General features: G+C 68.7%; 14 protein-coding genes. 6 read left to right on the top strand and 8 right to left on the bottom strand.

Going from position 1 to position 15,683, the window contains the following annotated elements; genetic code table 11:
• Nucleotides 1–9 precede the first annotated feature (9 nt).
• The 4 genes from ACIBKY_RS14430 to ACIBKY_RS14445 are packed head-to-tail and all read right to left on the bottom strand — an operon-like array spanning nt 10 to nt 3,966.
• Entirely contained in the window at nt 10–831 is an 822-nt protein-coding gene (locus ACIBKY_RS14430; protein WP_397097113.1) for a carbohydrate ABC transporter permease, read from the bottom strand.
• Entirely contained in the window at nt 828–1,706 is an 879-nt protein-coding gene (locus ACIBKY_RS14435; protein WP_379623717.1) for a carbohydrate ABC transporter permease, read from the bottom strand. The genes ACIBKY_RS14430 and ACIBKY_RS14435 overlap by 4 nt, the downstream gene beginning before the upstream one ends.
• A gap of 2 nt (nt 1,707–1,708) precedes the next feature.
• On the bottom strand, nt 1,709–2,971 hold the full coding sequence (locus ACIBKY_RS14440; protein ID WP_397097114.1) for a sugar ABC transporter substrate-binding protein: 1,263 nt from the start codon (nt 2,969–2,971) through the stop codon (nt 1,709–1,711).
• On the bottom strand, nt 2,968–3,966 hold the full coding sequence (locus tag ACIBKY_RS14445; RefSeq protein WP_397097115.1) for a LacI family DNA-binding transcriptional regulator: 999 nt from the start codon (nt 3,964–3,966) through the stop codon (nt 2,968–2,970). Before ACIBKY_RS14445 ends, ACIBKY_RS14440 begins: the two co-directional genes overlap by 4 nt.
• Nucleotides 3,967–4,111: 145 nt before the next feature.
• Between ACIBKY_RS14445 and ACIBKY_RS14450 the strand changes: the two genes are divergently transcribed.
• A complete protein-coding gene (locus ACIBKY_RS14450; RefSeq protein ID WP_397097116.1) occupies nt 4,112–4,516 on the top strand; it encodes a nitroreductase family deazaflavin-dependent oxidoreductase in 405 nt (134 codons plus the stop codon).
• On the opposite strand, the gene ACIBKY_RS14455 is transcribed toward ACIBKY_RS14450, so the two are convergent.
• Nucleotides 4,509–4,667: a hypothetical protein gene (locus ACIBKY_RS14455; protein WP_397097117.1), complete on the bottom strand. Its 159-nt coding sequence runs from the start codon at nt 4,665–4,667 to the stop codon at nt 4,509–4,511. The two genes, ACIBKY_RS14450 and ACIBKY_RS14455, sit on opposite strands and share 8 nt — an antisense overlap.
• A 112-nt stretch (nt 4,668–4,779) precedes the next feature.
• On the bottom strand, nt 4,780–6,258 hold the full coding sequence (locus ACIBKY_RS14460; RefSeq protein WP_397097118.1) for an Nramp family divalent metal transporter: 1,479 nt from the start codon (nt 6,256–6,258) through the stop codon (nt 4,780–4,782).
• A gap of 100 nt (nt 6,259–6,358) precedes the next feature.
• On the opposite strand from ACIBKY_RS14460, the gene ACIBKY_RS14465 reads away from it, so the two are divergent.
• The gene (locus tag ACIBKY_RS14465) at nt 6,359–6,724 is read left to right on the top strand and encodes a PH domain-containing protein (protein ID WP_379623730.1); all 366 of its coding nucleotides are present in this window, start codon (nt 6,359–6,361) and stop codon (nt 6,722–6,724) included.
• Between the two features lie 10 nt (nt 6,725–6,734).
• Here ACIBKY_RS14465 and glgA read toward each other — a convergent pair whose 3' ends face one another.
• Nucleotides 6,735–7,910 (bottom strand): glycogen synthase, encoded by a 1,176-nt coding sequence (gene glgA, locus ACIBKY_RS14470; protein WP_397097119.1) that lies wholly within the window; start codon nt 7,908–7,910, stop codon nt 6,735–6,737.
• Nucleotides 7,911–8,002: 92 nt separating this feature from the next.
• On the opposite strand from glgA, the gene glgC reads away from it, so the two are divergent.
• Complete coding sequence (gene glgC / locus ACIBKY_RS14475; protein WP_379623734.1) at nt 8,003–9,238, top strand: glucose-1-phosphate adenylyltransferase; 1,236 nt, start codon at nt 8,003–8,005, stop codon at nt 9,236–9,238.
• On the opposite strand, the gene ACIBKY_RS14480 is transcribed toward glgC, so the two are convergent.
• On the bottom strand, nt 9,207–11,957 hold the full coding sequence (locus ACIBKY_RS14480) for a glycoside hydrolase domain-containing protein (RefSeq protein WP_397097120.1): 2,751 nt from the start codon (nt 11,955–11,957) through the stop codon (nt 9,207–9,209). The two genes, glgC and ACIBKY_RS14480, sit on opposite strands and share 32 nt — an antisense overlap.
• A 136-nt stretch (nt 11,958–12,093) precedes the next feature.
• Here ACIBKY_RS14480 and ACIBKY_RS14485 point away from each other — a divergent pair, with 136 nt between their 5' ends.
• From ACIBKY_RS14485 to ACIBKY_RS14495, 3 genes are read left to right on the top strand one after another with little or no spacing between them, the layout of a single operon-like run.
• Nucleotides 12,094–13,065, top strand: a complete 972-nt coding sequence (locus ACIBKY_RS14485) for an ABC transporter permease (protein ID WP_397097121.1) — start codon at nt 12,094–12,096, stop codon at nt 13,063–13,065.
• Nucleotides 13,062–13,961, top strand: coding sequence for a carbohydrate ABC transporter permease (locus tag ACIBKY_RS14490; protein ID WP_397097122.1), 900 nt, complete (start codon nt 13,062–13,064; stop codon nt 13,959–13,961). The genes ACIBKY_RS14485 and ACIBKY_RS14490 overlap by 4 nt, the downstream gene beginning before the upstream one ends.
• A gap of 13 nt (nt 13,962–13,974) precedes the next feature.
• Nucleotides 13,975–15,597: a substrate-binding domain-containing protein gene (locus ACIBKY_RS14495; RefSeq protein WP_397097123.1), complete on the top strand. Its 1,623-nt coding sequence runs from the start codon at nt 13,975–13,977 to the stop codon at nt 15,595–15,597.
• The last annotated feature ends 86 nt before the right edge of the window (nt 15,598–15,683 follow it).

Genomic DNA, 15,683 nt, shown 5'->3' on the forward strand with positions numbered 1-15,683 from the left:
GGGTGCTCCTTACTTGATGCCGGAGGTGGCGATTCCCTGGATGAAGAAGCGCTGCAGGAAGACGAAGAGGATGAGGATCGGCGCGATGACGATCACCGATCCGGCGACCAGCAGGTTGTAGTGGGTGCCTTCGGCGAAGTTGAGGATGTTGAGCGCGACCGGGAGGGTGTAGAGGTCCTCGGACTGCGCGACCACAGCGGGCCACAGGAAGTTGTTCCACGCGCCGAGGAAGGTGATCAGGCCGAGGGTGGCCATCGCGGGCTTGCACAGGGGCAGGACGATCCTGAAGAAGATCCGGAACTCGCCCGCGCCGTCCACGCGCGCGGCGTGGATCAGCTCGTCGGGCAGGTCGGCGATGAACTGGCGCATCAGGAAGACGCCCAGAGGGTTGATCAGTCCCGGCAGGATGATGCCGATGAAGGTGTTGACCATGCCGAGCTTCGCGATCAGTACGAACTGCGGCATCATGAGCACGATCGCCGGGACGGCCATCTGGGCCAGCACCAGGGCGAAGACGACGTTCTTGCCGCGGAAGTCGAGCTTGGCGAAGCCGTACCCGACCATGGAGCCGAACAGCAGGTTGCCCGCCACGATGGCCAGCGCCACGATCATGGAGTTCATGAACGCCTGCCCGATGTGCACGCGTTCGAGGAGCTCGGCGTAGTTGCCCAGCGTCCAGGTCTCGGGCAGGAACGTCGGCGGGTCGCGCCTGATCTCCTGCTCGGGCTTGAACGAGCTCAGCCCGGCCCAGAGGAACGGCCCGATCACGAGCAGCAGGCCGGTCGCGAGCCCGAGGTAGGTGATCACGTGCTGCCTGCGGGTGCGCTTCACCGCGACCTCCCGATCCTGAGCTGCAGCACCGCGAGCGCGATGATCACCGTGAACAGCACGGTGGCCGCGGCGCCCGCGTAGCCGTAGTTGCCGACTCCGAACTGCTTCCAGATGGCGAGCGACACCGACAGCGTCGAGTTGAGCGGCCCGCCGCCCGTCATGACCAGCGGCTCCTCCAGGAACTGCAGGAAGCCGACGGTGCTGTAGATGGTGCAGAAAAGGATCACCGGCCGCAGCTGCGGCACCGTGACCGACCAGAACCGCTGCCACCGCCCGGCCCCGTCGACCTCCGCCGCCTCGTACAGCTCGCGCGGGATGCCCTGGAGCGCGGCCAGGAAGACGACCATGTCGAAGCCGAACCCCCGCCAGGCCGTCATCGCGATGATGGACGGCAGCGCCGTGCGCTGGTCCTGCAGCCAGGCGGGCCCCTGGACGCCGACCAGCTCTAGCAGCCGGTTGACCAGCCCGGCCTCGGGCTCCAGCAGAAACTTCCAGGCGACCGCGATGCCGATGATGCTGGTGATGTGCGGCAGGTAGTAGCCGAGCCGGAAGAAGGCGGCCGGCAGCCGTCCGATCCCCGAGTTGAGCGCGACCGCCGCGGCCAGGCCCAGCCCGATCGTCAGCGGCAGGCAGACCACGACGAACACGAGCGTGTTGACCGCCGCTTTGACCATGGCCTCGTCCTGGGCCAGGCGGATGTAGTTCTGCACGCCGACGGGGTTGACGCCCAGCACGTCGGCCACGTCGGTACTACGGAAGTCGGTGAAGCTCATCCCGAGGCCGGCCAGCAGCGGCCCGAGGTAGAACACGACGAACATGAGCAGGAACGGCAGCACGAACACCCAGCCGAGCCCGGTCCTCCGAGCGTGGATCATGATTACAGGCCGGTGCCGATCGCGTCGGCCTGCGCCTGGATGGCCTTGGCCGTCTGCTCGGGCGTGGACTTGCCGAGCGCGAGCTTCTCCAGCTCACCCTCCATGACCTTGGCCAGCTGCTCCCAGGTCGGGTAGGGCGGCGGCGTCTTGGCGTCCTTCAACTGCTCGCCGAAGACCTTCAGCTGCGGGTCCGCGGTCAGCTCGGGCTCCTGCCAGGCCGACTGTACGGCCGGCAGCGCCTTCACCGTCGTGTACCACTTGGCCTGCACCTTGGGTTCGCTCAGCCACTGGACGAACTTCCACGCCGCGTCCCGGTTCTGCGCCTTCTTGAACACCACCAGGTCGGAGCCGCCGACGAAGCTGGTGCCGCTGACCGGCCCCTTCGGGTACGGCACGACGCCGAACTTGTCCTTGAACCCCGCTCCCCCGTCGTTGCTGAGCACCCCGGCCATCCAGGGCCCGGAGACGAAGCCGCCCACCTCGCCCTTGATGAAGTTCTGGGGGAAGCCGCCCTTCGGGGTGTCGTTGGGCGCCAGCTTCTCCTGGAACAACGAGGCGTACTGCTTCAGCCCCGTGATCGCCTCAGGTGTGTCGAAGGTGTACTTGCCGTCCTTGACGATCTCCCCGCCGGCCTGCCAGATGAGCGGGACCATCTCCTGCCAGGAGCCCTCGGTGTAGCCCTGGTTGAAGCCCTTCTTGGCGCCGCCCTTGTCCTGGAGCGCCTTGATGAACGTCTTCCACTCCGCCCACGTCTTCGGCGGCTCGACGCCGGCCTTCTCGGCCTGGTCCTTGCGGTAGTAGAGGACGCGGGTCTCGACGTACCACGGCACGCCGTACGCGGTGCCGTTGACGTCGACCGTCTGCCAGGCGCCGGGGAAGAACGCGGCCTTGTCGATGAGGTTGCCGGGCGTGGGCTCCAGCGCGCCGGTCTTGGACAGCTCGCCCGCCCAGGTCGAGCCGATCATGCTCACGTCGGGGGTGGCGGATCCGGCGATCGCCGAGGTGATCTTGTCGTGCGCGACGTCCCAGCCCATCGGGGTCACGTTGACCTTCACGCCGGGGTTGGCGGACTCGAAGTCCTTGGCGAACACGCCCAGCGCCTTGCCCTCCTCACCGATGGCCCAGACCGTGACCTCGCCCGCGACCTTGCCGGTGGCGACGTCCTTGGCCTGTACCGGCGCCTTGTTCGCCTCACGTCCGCATCCGGCGGCCAGGATCGCCAGCGCCAGCAGGCCGGCGGCCGAGCGCCTGGTGGTGGTGTTCATCGGGGTTCCTCCTGGGGGTGATGACCGCAGCTGGAACGGATCACCAGCTCGGTGGTCAGAGTGAGGTGGTTCGGGGTGGAGCGGGCCGCGGTGATCAGCTCGTCGAGCGCGCGGGCCGCGCGGGCGCCGAGCTCGCGCATCGGCTGCCTGATGGTGGTCAGCGCCGGGCGGGCGTGGCGGGCGGCCATGATGTCGTCCCAGCCGGTGACGGCCACGTCGTCCGGTACGGCGAGGCCGAGCTCCTCGGCGGCCAGCAGCGCGCCGAGCGCCACCTCGTCGTCGGAGCAGATGATGGCCCGCGGCCGGTCGCCGGACCTGAGCAGGCGCAGCGCCGCCCGGTGGCCGTCGTCGACGGTGTAGTGGCCGGTGGGCACGGCCTCGATGGCGGCGCCGAGCACCGAGCGCACGCCCTGCCAGCGCTCGTCCACGTCGTCGCCGGTGACCAGCGGCGCGCCGAGGAAGGCGAAGCGCTCGTAACCGTGCAGGGCCAGGTGCCCGGCCAGCAGCCGGGCCGATGCGGTGTTCTCCGCGCGCAGGGTGTCGGCCCCGGCCAGCGGCTCGCGCGAGACGAACACCAGCGGCATCCCCACCTGGATCAGCTCGGCGATGACGTCGTCGGGCGCGGTGTGGCCGAAGATCAGCAGCCCGTCCACGCGCCCGGCCAGATCCTTGACCAGGTCCCGCACCCGGGTACGCCCGGTCGTGGACAGGATGAGCACGGAGCGGCCCAGTTCGGAGGCGACCTCCTCATAGCCGAGCAGGACCTCGGTGTAATAGGGGCCGGACAGGTTGGGGAAGACGATCCCGTTGGCGGCGTGGCGGCCCTCGGCCAGGCTGACGCCGAGCCTGCTGGGCGTGAAGTTGAGCTCTTCCACGGCCTTGAGCACCTTCTCGCGCGTCTTCGACGCCACGGGCCCGGTGCCGCGCAGCGTTCGCGACACCGTCGCGATCGACACCCCTGCCCGCTGGGCCACCTCGTAAATCGTCACGTCCATCGTCCGTCTCCCTCGCGGTGTAAGCGGTTACACACAATCGCGTGTAAGCGCTTACAGAAAAGGAGTCTGCCAGCCGCGTCAACTTCTCGTACAGACCCCGGCGAGTAACGGTGAGGTCACGCCGCCGGCGGGTAGGTGCGATCACATGCTGTACGGCAAGGAACACGTCGAGAGATACCAGCAGACCGGCGGGGCCGAGGGCCACGACTGGAACGGCACCACGGTCCTGCTTCTGACCACTCGCGGCCGCAGGTCGGGCCGCCCCTACACCACCCCGCTCATCTACCAGACGTACGGCGACGCCTACACGGTGGTCGCATCCAACGGCGGCGCCCAGGAGCATCCCGACTGGTACGCCAACCTGCTGGCGGACCCGGAGGCCGAGGTCCAGGTCAAGGACCGGCTCTTCAAGGCGCGGGCCAGGACCGCCACCGACGAGGAGAAGCCCGGGATGTGGGGCGCCATGACCAGGGTCTGGCCCGACTACGACAACTACCAGCGCAAGACCGACCGCCCGATCCCGGTGGTCGTGCTCGAACCCGTCACCTGACGGCCGCCTCCACCACGCCGGTGGCCCGCGCGAACTGCTCCACCTCCTCGCGCGGGATGGCCCCGGGCAGGAACACCGAGGTGGCCGGCCGGAGGACGAGCGCCCGCGCCACCATGCGGGCCCGCCGTTCACTCGGCCTCCCGCGCGTCACCGGCGGGCTTCGGCACCGCGGAAGCTCTCCCCGGCCGCCGTCGAGCGGGCGGGTCCCGCGCGACCGAAGGCGGCCGGCACGTCGTCCGAAAGACGCATCCCATCATCGTGGCCTAGAACGTGACCAGCGGCGCTCCGAAGGTGTCGGCGACGAAGTTGACGAAGAAGAAGCCGAAGAACAGGAAGTTCAGGACAAGGATCACGTAGTGCCACGGGCGCGGGCGGGCCGGGCGCGGCAGCCGGCTGTTGAGGTAGATGAGCATGAACGGGTAGATGAGCGCGCCCAGGTTGGACAGGTTGGCCGACCACTCCACCAGGCCGACCGGCAGCGCCAGGTGGATGACGATCGAGATGATCACGAGCAGCACGATCATGAACGGGTAGTAGAAGCGCCTCGGGTCGCCCTCGATCAGCGCGCGCAGGCGCGGGCTGGTGGCGTGGGCGGCGTCGGTGGTCACGCGGACCATCGCCTCGAAGATGCCGAGCTGCGTCGAGAAGAGGATCAGCACGCCGAGCACGAGCGCGACGTAGAAGAGCGTGCGGCCGTACTCGTCGCCGAGCGCGGCGGCCACGAACGTCGGGACGTTGGCCCGGGTGGGCCGCTCCCCCGACAGGGCCACGGCCTGGGCCATCAGGATCGTCGGCAGCAGCATGCCCAGCATGGCGCCGACGAAGAAGACGCCCCACATGTCCGTCAGCAGCAGCCGGTACCAGCGGCGCCACAGGCCGCGGTTGCGGTCGTCGTCGGGGAAGGTGACGCCGCTGGCCAGGATCTCCTTGCGGCCGCCGCGCAGGCCGGAGATGAACCCGGCGCGAAAGCCCATGCCGTAGCCCTTGTCGCGGTAGTGGCCCATCACGTACCAGTTGAGGCCCGAGGCGAGCGCGGTGAATCCGGCCAGCGCGCCGAGTTGCGTGGCGGTGATGCCGGCGGGCGGCGCGGCCGGGGTGAAGAAGCCGCGGATGCCCTCCCACCACAGCGAGAACGGCACCACGAACAGGTCGATCGCCAGCAGGGCGAGCAGGATCGTGCCGACCATCATCCAGTTGGCCAGCTCAAGGGCGCGGCTGATGCGGCGGGCCGAGGCGGCGATGACGAAGACCAGGACGAGCAGGGCGATGGCCCACAACCTCGGTTCCTCGGCACCGGCCGGGGCGATGGTGCCGTGGACGAGCGCGTAGACGCCCTGACCCGCGGAGGCGGCCCAGCCGCCCGCGATGAACGCGAAGATCACCACGAGCACGGACAGGGGTACCCACAGGAACCAGCCCGGCGGCACCCGGCCCCACCCCACGACCGGGGTCTCGCCGGTGGCCAGCACGTACCGGGAGCACTCGACGTTGTAGAACGTCTGCAGCAGCGCCGAGACCAGGATGACCCAGCCGACGCCGACGAAGCCGTACTGGCCGACGTTGAGGGGGCCGAGCAGCCATTCGCCGCTGCCGACGGAGATGCCGAGGGCGATCAGGCTCGGGCCGACCGCGTACTTGACCAGCTCCTTAGGCCCGATGCGGGCGACGTTGAAGACCTCTTCCGGAGTGGGCAGGTCGGCGACGGTGAGATCGGGGCGGCTGACTCCGAGGGGATGCGTCATGGCAGGCCTCCTGGTTTTCAGGGTGATCCCGAACCCGGAGGCGGACAAGACCCATTTGGCCGAATGGAACCGCGGTCGCCGGGTCGTTCGTTGGCCCGGCATGGCTGACATCCCCTATGACCGGAAAGAACAGTTCAAACAGATCGAGAGTGGTCTGATGCCCGGCGAGCAGATCATCGCCGTCTATGACGCGATCGGGGCGGGCACCGGGTTCCTCGGGCTGACCGACCGGCGGGTGATCGTCCAGGACAAGTCGTTCGTGGGCAAGCGGGTCGCGATCACGAGCATCCCGTACAGCAAGATCTCAGCGGTGAGCGTGGTCAGCAACAAGTCGTTCGCGGGCAGCTTCTTCTCCTCGGGCGCGATCGCCATCCACGTCGGGACGCACACCTACGAGGTGGACTTCCGCGGCGACAACAAGGCCCACCACGTGCACAACGTCATCCTCCACCACATCTCCCGCTGAGCCCCTCGGCTCACACCAGGGACGAGTACAGCTCCAGGGTGCGGGTGGCGATGTGTTCCCAGGAGAAGTGCTCGACGGCCCTGGCGCGACCGGCCAGGCCCAGGTCGCGCGCGTGGCCGGGGTCGGCGAGGACGGCGTTGACGCGCTCGGCGAGGTCGGCGGCGAAGCGATCGGGGTCGTGGGGCTCGCCGTCGGGGCCGCCGGAGAGGGGGACGAGCAGGCCGGTCTCGCCGTCGGCCACGACCTCGGGGATGCCGCCGGTGGCGGTGGCCACCACGGCGGTCTCGCAGGCCATGGCCTCCAGGTTGACGATGCCCATCGGCTCGTACACCGACGGGCAGACGAACACCCGGGCGTGTGTGAGCAACTGGATGACCTCGGGCTTGGGCAGCATCTCGGAGATCCAGACGACGCCGTCGCGGGCCCCGGCCAGGCCCTCGACCAGGCCGGTCACCTCGGCGGCGATCTCGGGGGTGTCGGGCGCGCCCGCGCACAGCACGATCTGCGCGCCGGGCGCGAAGGACCGCGCCGCGCGCAGGAGGTGGACCAGCCCCTTCTGGCGGGTGATCCGGCCCACGAAGATCACGTACGGCCGCGCGGGGTCGATGCCGTGCTTTTTCAGGACGTCGAGGCCCGGGTCCGGCGCGTACTCGACGGTGTCGATGCCGTTGTGGATCACGCTCACCCGGTCGGGACCGATCTCGGGATAGGCGGCGAGCACGTCCGCGCGCATGCCCTCCGACACCGCGATCACCGCGTCGGCCGAGGCCAGGGCGGTGCGCTCGGCCCAGGACGAGACCGTGTAGCCGCCGCCGAGCTGCTCGGCCTTCCACGGCCGCAGCGGCTCCAGGCTGTGGGTGGTGACGACGTGGGGCAGGCCGTAGAGCATCTTGGCCAGGTGGCCGGCGAAGTTCGCGTACCAGGTGTGGGAGTGCACGACGGACGCGCCCTCGCAGGCGGCGGCCATCTCCAGGTCGACGCCCAGCACCTGCAGCGCCGCGTTGGCCGTCTCCAGCCCGCCCGGCACCCGGTAGGCCGACACACCGGGCTCCTCGCGGGCCGCGCCGAAGCAGCGCACCCGCACGTCGGCCAGCCGGCGCAGCTCGCGGGCCAGATATTCCATGTGGACTCCGGCCCCGCCGTAGACCTCCGGCGGATACTCCCGGCTGAGCAGATCGACGCGCACGGAGCCCACCTTAACCAAGGTCGGCGGCAGGACGCAGCGCTCGGCCCGCGAGGTTGTTCGTACTTGCCGGATTTCGGGGTAGCTTCCTGGTCATGACGTCCCCCAGGGTTCTCGCGGTGGTGCTGGCCGGTGGAGAAGGCAAGCGGCTCATGCCGCTGACGGCGGACAGGGCGAAACCGGCGGTGCCCTTCGGCGGGATGTACCGGCTGGTGGACTTCGTGCTGTCCAACCTGGCCAACGGCGGCTACCTGAAGATCGTGGTGCTCACGCAGTACAAGAACCACAGCCTCGACCGGCACGTGTCGCGCACGTGGCGGCTGTCGGCGATGCTGGGCAACTACGTGACGCCGGTCCCGGCGCAGCAGCGGCTGGGCCCGCGCTGGTTCTCGGGCTCGGCCGACGCGCTGTTCCAGAACCTCAACCTGATCTACGACGAGATGCCCGAGCACGTGATCGTGTTCGGTGCCGACCACATCTACCGGATGGATCCGCGCCAGATGGTCGCCCAGCACGAGGCGTCGGGCGCGGACGTCACGGTGGCCGCGATCCGGCAGCCGCTGTCGCTGGCCGACCAGTTCGGGGTCATCGAGACCGACCCGGCGGGACGCAAGATCGTGGCCTTCCGCGAGAAGCCGAAGGACGCGGTGGGCCTGGCCGACTCCCCCGACGAGGTCTACGCCTCGATGGGCAACTACGTCTTCAAGACCCAGGCGATGATCGACGCGGTGCGCGAGGACGCCCTCGACCCGACCAGCAAGCACGACCTGGGCGGCAACATCATCCCGATGCTGGTGAAGTCGGGCGTGGCCGACGTCTACGACTTCGCCAACAACGTGGTGCCGGGCTCCAGTGAGCGCGACCGCGGGTACTGGCGCGACGTCGGCACGCTCGACGCCTACTACGAGGCCCACATGGACCTCATCGCCGCGCACCCGGTCTTCAACCTGTACAACGACCGCTGGCCCATCTTCACCGGCCACGACCCGCTGCCTCCGGCGAAGTTCGTGCACAACGACGGCGACCGGGTGGGCCGGGCGATCGACTCGCTGGTCTCCCCCGGCGTGATCGTCTCCGGCGGTACCGCGGTCCGCTCGATCCTGTCGCCGAAGGTCGTCCTCCACTCGCACTCGCTGGTGGAGGACTCCGTGCTGATGGACAACGTCAAGGTCGGCCGGGGCGCGATCGTGCGGAAGGCGATCGTCGACAAGAACGTGGTGATCCCCGACGGCGCCAGGATCGGCTTCGACCTGGATTACGACCGGACGCGGTTCGCCGTGACCAGGGGCGGCGTGGTGATCATCGGGAAGAACGAGATCGTGGACCGCTGATCCACAGCACCCGTCCGCCCTCGACGGGCACCGGCTTGTAGGCGGAGAACAGCGCCGCCTCCTGCAGCCCCTCGACGGCGGGTGAGCGCACCACGGCGGTGCGCGGGTCGAGGCCGAGCGCGTCCCAGTCGATCTCCAGCTTGACCTCGGCGGGCCCGTCGTGCCAGCTCCCGATCGCGACGAGGGTGCCGGTGGGCCCGGCGTAGGTGGTCGCGCGGGCCTGCGACGAGGCCCGCACCGGTGCCGAGGGCGACCAGTAGCCGTACATCGCCGCCGACGGCAGGTCGCAGGCGTCGAAGAGCCGCCACATGCTCCGCGGGTCGCCACCGCCGCCGTAGACCCGGCTGGTCATGCCGTAGACGAGGCCGCGCCAGGGGTGCCCGCCGTCCTGCAGCATGTCTCCCATCACGCCGAACGGGATGCCGCACGTCTCGACCAGCCACTGGTCGGGGTGCGCGCTGTAGTCGAAGTACTCGCCGAACCACAGCCGGTCCACGTACGGCAGGTGCTCAAGGTAGAGGTTCGCGCTGCTGGCGAAGCCGTCCTTGGCGTTGAACTGGTTGGCCGAGTGCAGGTCGATCAGCGGGGTGGGACGCTGGTCCAGCACCCGCCTGACGCGTTTCATCACCTCGCGGTCGAAGCCCAGGTCGTCGAGGTAGATGCCGTCGACACCGACGTTGCGCACCAGCCAGTCCAGGCCCTCGACGTAGAAGTTGTGCCAGCGCGACTGCCCGCTGGTGATGAGCGAGGAGTCGTCGGTGGCGGTGGCGAACCAGGCGGGCAGCCGCCCGTCGCCGACGTGCTCGCGCGACCAGGCGCCGCCGCCGCCCGGCCCGGCGGCGAGCACCTCGTCGCCCAGGCTGAGCAGCGCCCACAGCTCGGGCGCCCGCGTGGTCAGCTCGCGCACCGTGTAGTAGACCTTGCTGCGCAGGCCCGCCGCGTGCAGTTCGTCCACGTACTCCTTGAGCCGGTCCACGGCCAGGAACGGGTAGTTGATGTAGGGGTTGACCTCGGTGGCGTGGTGGGTGTTCACCACGGTGGCCCCGGCCTCCAGGACCTCGCGGGCGGGCCGGTAGGCGTGGAAGTAGCGTTCGCGGAAGTGGGCGGCGGTGTCGATCGGCTTGAACGGGGTCAGCGTCAGCCGTACGTCGAAACGCAGCCTTTCCCCCGCGGCCATGCGCCGCGGCCCGCCGTAACAGAGAAGCCGCTCGTCGTCGAGGCGGACGCCGCCGCGCCCGCCGTTGTGCCACGAGCCGGGCAGGACGAGCGGCCGCTGGTGGTAGAAGTTCGTGTTGAGCGGGCGCGTGTAGTGCTCGTCGCTCAGCCTGACCTGCACGCCGGCGTTGACCGCGCCGACCCACACCGCGTCCTGGTTGCGGCTGACGTCCCAGCGCCAGTCGAGGACGGCGCGCGCCCCTCCGGGCCGCCCCAGCCCCATCTGGTACGGCAGCGCCGCCAGCGGCACGTTCAGCCGGGTGTCGTCCAGGTCGGCGTCGGCCCGCGCGGACAGGTCGAGCCGGTATTCCAGCGTCCCGTCGAACTCCAGCCGCCCGTCGAGGTCGAGCGTGAGGTCCCCGGCCCGCCACCGCGACACCCAGGTCACGGCCGCGGCGCTCCGGGAGGTGATCCGCCACCCGTCGCTCGCCCACTCGTGGCCGGGCACCTCGAAGCCGATCGGCCCCGACAGCACCTGCACGGCCTCCTGCCCGAGCGTCACCTCGGGCGTGAAGTACGAGGTCAGGGCGGTGGGCAGCCCGTCGGGGCCGAGCGTGACCGTGCGGCCGAGCACGCCGAGCCGCGCGCCGTCCACGGTGACCGGCGTGAACGGGCGCACCACGGTGTCGTCGGCGAAGCGCCGGGAGTCGAGCCAGCGCAGCCGTGACAGCTTGGCCGGATCGCCGTCGCCGTGGTCGTCGGAGGTCCGATCGCTGAGCTCCACCACGAAGTCGACCGTCAGCGGCTGCTCACCCTCCGTGAACACCCGGACAGTGAACTCGCTTTCGGAAATGAGCGCTCCGCACCAGAGCGCTTGCACTGTGTGCGCGCTCACATCGAGGCGCCGGGTGAAGTCGCGGCCGAGGTGGTCGGTGCCGCCGAGGGTGTGGCAGGTGAAGCCCGGCAGGTCGCATTCCACGCGGACGTCGCGCAGGGGGCGGGAGCCGTACACGCCGATCTGGAAGGCGAGGTGGTCGCCGCGGTCGGCGCGCAGCCGGACGGGGCCGGGTTCGCGCTCCAGCCAGCGGGCGGGCAGGGCGCGCATCCGGATGGGGTGCTCGCGGCTCTCGCCGAAGGCGAAGAAGCCCTCCATGGGCGGGGCGGGACGCTCCATGGCGGTGTAGCGGTCGTGCTCGGTGCGGGCCTCGTAGGACTCCACCACGCACGTGTCCGAGTGGCCTTCGGGCAGGTCACCGGTGGGCGGGAGGTACTCGTGCTGAGGGTACTGCGGGGTCGCCGCGTTCTCGTACGCAGTGTAGTAGAGAACGTAGCGTCCCCTGCCATGGGTGGGCGCGAAGGCGTAGCCGCCGGGGACGGCGTGCGCGCGGCCGGCCTCCTCGCCGCCGGCCGTTCGCACGAGGCCGGAGCCCCGGTGGTGCTGGGGCGTGATCCAGGGCACGGGCACCGTCACCAGCGGGCTTTCCGTCTCGACCAGAACGGTCACGCGGTGGTTGCCGAGCTCGGCGGGAGCCCAGAAGGAGACGGCCTCGTGGGGTTGCAGCATGGCGGACAGGCTAACGTGTGCCCAACGGTGATTAAAGATGTCTCTTTCATAAATACTGCGAACACTATTGACCAGGGCGGTTGGCATCTCGCACGATGTCGGATCAATCCCCCAATAATCCGGACGAAGGTGAGACGTGACGACGGTCGAGTCGGCAGTGCGCCCCCCACAGGGGCAACGCCGTACCGAGGGCGAGGCGAGCGGGAAGCGCGCCGGGCGCTGGCGTAGGGACAAGACCCTGTTCTTCCTCGCCTTGCCGGGCGCGCTGTACTTCGTGTTGTTCTTCTACATCCCGCTGCTCGGCAACGTCGTGGCGTTCCAGGATTACGCGCCGTTCCTGGGGTTCACCGGCAGCTCGTTCGTCGGGTTCGAGAACTTCACCGCGATGCTGGCGGACGAGGCCTTCTGGAAGGCGGTCGGCAACACCCTGGAGATCACTCTTCTCCAGTTGTTCCTGTACTTCCCCGCGCCGCTGGCGCTGGCGCTCCTGCTCCACGGCATGCTCGGCAACCGCCTCAAGCGCCTGGTGCAGACCGTGGTCTACCTGCCGCACTTCATGTCGTGGGTCATCGTCGTGGCCATGTTCCAGCAGGTCTTCGGCGGCGCCGGCTCGCTCAACATGTTCCTGCGCCAGAACGACATCGGCATCTTGAACATCATGAACAACCCCGACACGTTCTCCCTGCTGATGACCAGCCAGGTCATCTGGAAGGACTGTGGATGGGGCACGATCATGTTCCTGGCCGCCCTGGTCGCCGTGGACCAGAACCTCTACGAGGCGGCGGCCGTGGACGGCGGCGGCAAGTGGCGCAGGTTGTGGCACGTGACGCTGCCCGGCATCCGTCCCGTGCTGATCATGCTGTTCATCCTGCGACTGGGCGACATCCTCTCGGTCGGCTTCGAGCAGATCCTGTTGCAACGAAAATTCGTCGGGGCCAACGCCTCTGAGGTGATCGACACCTACGTCTTCTACAACGGCGTGATCGACGGCAACTGGGGGATCAGCACCGCCGCCGGCCTGATGAAGGGCATCATCGGCGCCGCGCTGATGCTCGCGGCCAACAAACTCGCACACCGGCTCGGAGAGCAGGGGGTCTACAACCGATGAGGAATCCGTTCGCGCTGCCCCCGATGCCGCCGTGGATGGAGAAGCCCACGGTCCTCGGCCGCGCCACCAAGGGCATCGCGCTCACGATCATCTGCGTGCTCGTGCTCTACCCGTTCGTGCTCGCCGTCGGCACCAGCCTGGCCGGCGCCGACGAACTGCGCGCGGCCGGCGGCTGGGTGCTCATCCCGTCGGAGCCGACGCTGGAGGCCTACCAGGTCCTGATGTCGGGCGGCGTGGTGACCAAAGCCGCGCTCGTGACGGTCGGCGTCACGGTGATCGGCACCGCGCTGAGCATGCTCGCCACCATCATGATCGCCTATGGGACCAGCCGCCCCGGCTCACTCGGCAGCCGCTGGATCGTGCTGATGATGCTGGGAACGTTCCTTTTCGCACCGGGAATCATCCCTAGCTTCCTCATGGTCAAGCAGCTCGGCATGCTCGACACCTACGCCGCGCTGGTCCTTCCGGTGCTGCTCAACGCCTTCAACGTGATCGTGGTCAGGCAGTTCTTCATGAACGTGCCCAACGAACTGCTCGACGCCGCCCGCATGGACGGCGCCACCGACATGACGATCCTGCGCAGGGTGATCCTCCCGCTGTCGAAGGCGGTGCTGGCGGTCGTCGGCCTCTTCTACGCCGTCAGCTACTGGAACGCCTTCTTCAACGCGATGCTCTACGTCCAGTCGGACAAATATCCGCTGCAGATGATCCTGCGCTCCTACATCATCGAGGCCGGCGAGATGAACGCCGGTGACCTCGGCATCGCCCACCTGCCTCCAGGTCAGGCGATCAAGATGGCGGTCCTGGTCTGTGCCGTGGCCCCCATCGTCTGCGTCTACCCCTTCCTCCAGAAGTACTTCGTCAAGGGCGTCCTCACGGGCGCCATCAAGGGCTAAAAGGAGCCTGCACATGAACCTCAACCGGCGTTCCTTCCTGGGCCTGGCCGGGCTGACCGCGGCCGTCGCGGTCACCGGCTGCTCCACCTCGGGCGGCGGCACTGCGGGCTCCAAGGCCGGGGCCGCGGGCGGCTCGCTGAAGATGCCCACGTACGTGCCGTTCGCGGGCCCGACCCCCGACCTGCCCGGCAACGCCCAGGGCCTGGACCCGGGCTTCCTGAAGTTCCCCGCGAGCCCGGTGAAGTCGGTCAAGGCGGTCCCCGGCGACGGCTCCACGATCACCGGCCTGACCTACTACGACGGCCCGATCGTGCCCCAGATGAGCGGCAACGCCTTCTGGCAGGAGGTCAACAAGCGCCTCGGGGTGACCTTCCAGCTCGACACCGGCAACGACGAGGGCTACCCGACGAAGTTCAACACGATCGTCGCGGGCGGCGACATCAAGGACTTCATGTGGGTGGCTCCGAACCAGGGTCTCACCAAGATCGCCCAGCTCGCGGAGGCGAAGTTCGTCGACCTGACGCCGTTCGTCTCGGGTGACGCGGTCAAGGAGTACCCGAACCTGGCCAACTTCCAGGAGATGACCTGGCAGGCCGCCGTCATGAACGGCAAGATCTGGGGCGTCCCGGTGCCCTACAGCTTCTTCGGCCAGGTCTACGCCGGCAACAAGAAGTCCTGGGACTCCGTCGACGGCTTCACCGCCAAGAGCCCCGACGAGCTGATCGAGAAGTTCAAGCAGCTCACCGACGCCAAGGCCGGACGCTGGGCGCTGGAGCCCGCCTACGTCAACGCCGTCGCCCAGTTCAACCAGATCTTCCGCGGCGTCAACACGTGGAAGCTGGAGGGCGGAAAGCTCACCCACATGTTCGAGACGCAGGAGTACGTCTCGGCCATCGAGATGGCGATCAAGGCGTTCCAGGCCGGCGTCTTCTACCCGGACCCGAAGATCACCGACATCGCGTCGAAGGTCGCGCAGGGCACGGTCGCGGCGCAGGTCCTGTCGGGCGCGGGCTGGGTCGGCGTCCCCAACCAGCCGGGTTACGGCACCGCCTGGGAGATGACCACGTTCGTCCCCTTCGGCCATGACGGCGGCAAGGGCGTGCACAACCTGGCCAGGGGCTCGGTCGGCTTCACCGGCATCAGCAACAAGAACGACGAGAAGAAGACCAAGATGCTGCTCAAGGTGCTGGACTACCTGGCCGCGCCGTTCGGCAGCGAGGAGTGGTTCTTCCTCAACTACGGCGTCGCCGGCACCCAGCACAAGATGGAGAAGGGCGCGCCGGTCAAGACCAAGGAGGGCGAGACCCAGCTGGCCTTCAGCAACCAGCTGAAGTTCATGACCCAGTCGCCCGAGTTCCTCTACTACCCGGGCATGGACGAGACCACCAAGGCCATCCACACCGCCCAGCAGCAGTTGCTGGAGATCTCCCAGCCGAGCCCGATCCTCGGCCACTACTCCGAGACCAACATCGACAAGGGCCAGTCGCTCACCTCGAAGGTCTACGAGTACATCGAGGACGCCGTCACCGGCCGCCGGCCGCTGACGGACTTCAAGTCGGTCGTCGAGGAGTGGAAGAGCGGCGGCGGCGACAAGATCCGCAAGGAGTTCGAGGAGTCGATCGCCAAGGCGGGCTGATCTTCGCCGGGGCCGGTGTGGAACGCCACACCGGCCCCTCGCGTATCCAGGCGTCCGAAACTCTCCCCCAAACCCCGCCGAATCGG

The organism is Nonomuraea sp. NPDC050394 (genome assembly GCF_044459065.1).
Classification (GTDB): Bacteria; Actinomycetota; Actinomycetes; order Streptosporangiales; family Streptosporangiaceae; genus Nonomuraea.

Excerpts from the sequence above, each read along its gene's own strand:
- ACIBKY_RS14435 (WP_379623717.1), bottom strand. The coding sequence starts at position 1,706 with ATGATCCACGCTCGGAGGACCGGGCTCGGCTGGGTGTTCGTGCTGCCG.
- ACIBKY_RS14440 (WP_397097114.1), bottom strand. The coding sequence starts at position 2,971 with ATGAACACCACCACCAGGCGCTCGGCCGCCGGCCTGCTGGCGCTGGCG.
- ACIBKY_RS14445 (WP_397097115.1), bottom strand. The coding sequence starts at position 3,966 with ATGGACGTGACGATTTACGAGGTGGCCCAGCGGGCAGGGGTGTCGATC.
- ACIBKY_RS14450 (WP_397097116.1), top strand. The coding sequence starts at position 4,112 with ATGCTGTACGGCAAGGAACACGTCGAGAGATACCAGCAGACCGGCGGG.
- ACIBKY_RS14460 (WP_397097118.1), bottom strand. The coding sequence starts at position 6,258 with ATGACGCATCCCCTCGGAGTCAGCCGCCCCGATCTCACCGTCGCCGAC.
- ACIBKY_RS14465 (WP_379623730.1), top strand. The coding sequence starts at position 6,359 with ATGGCTGACATCCCCTATGACCGGAAAGAACAGTTCAAACAGATCGAG.
- glgC (WP_379623734.1), top strand. The coding sequence starts at position 8,003 with ATGACGTCCCCCAGGGTTCTCGCGGTGGTGCTGGCCGGTGGAGAAGGC.
- ACIBKY_RS14480 (WP_397097120.1), bottom strand. The coding sequence starts at position 11,957 with ATGCTGCAACCCCACGAGGCCGTCTCCTTCTGGGCTCCCGCCGAGCTC.
- ACIBKY_RS14490 (WP_397097122.1), top strand. The coding sequence starts at position 13,062 with ATGAGGAATCCGTTCGCGCTGCCCCCGATGCCGCCGTGGATGGAGAAG.
- ACIBKY_RS14495 (WP_397097123.1), top strand. The coding sequence starts at position 13,975 with ATGAACCTCAACCGGCGTTCCTTCCTGGGCCTGGCCGGGCTGACCGCG.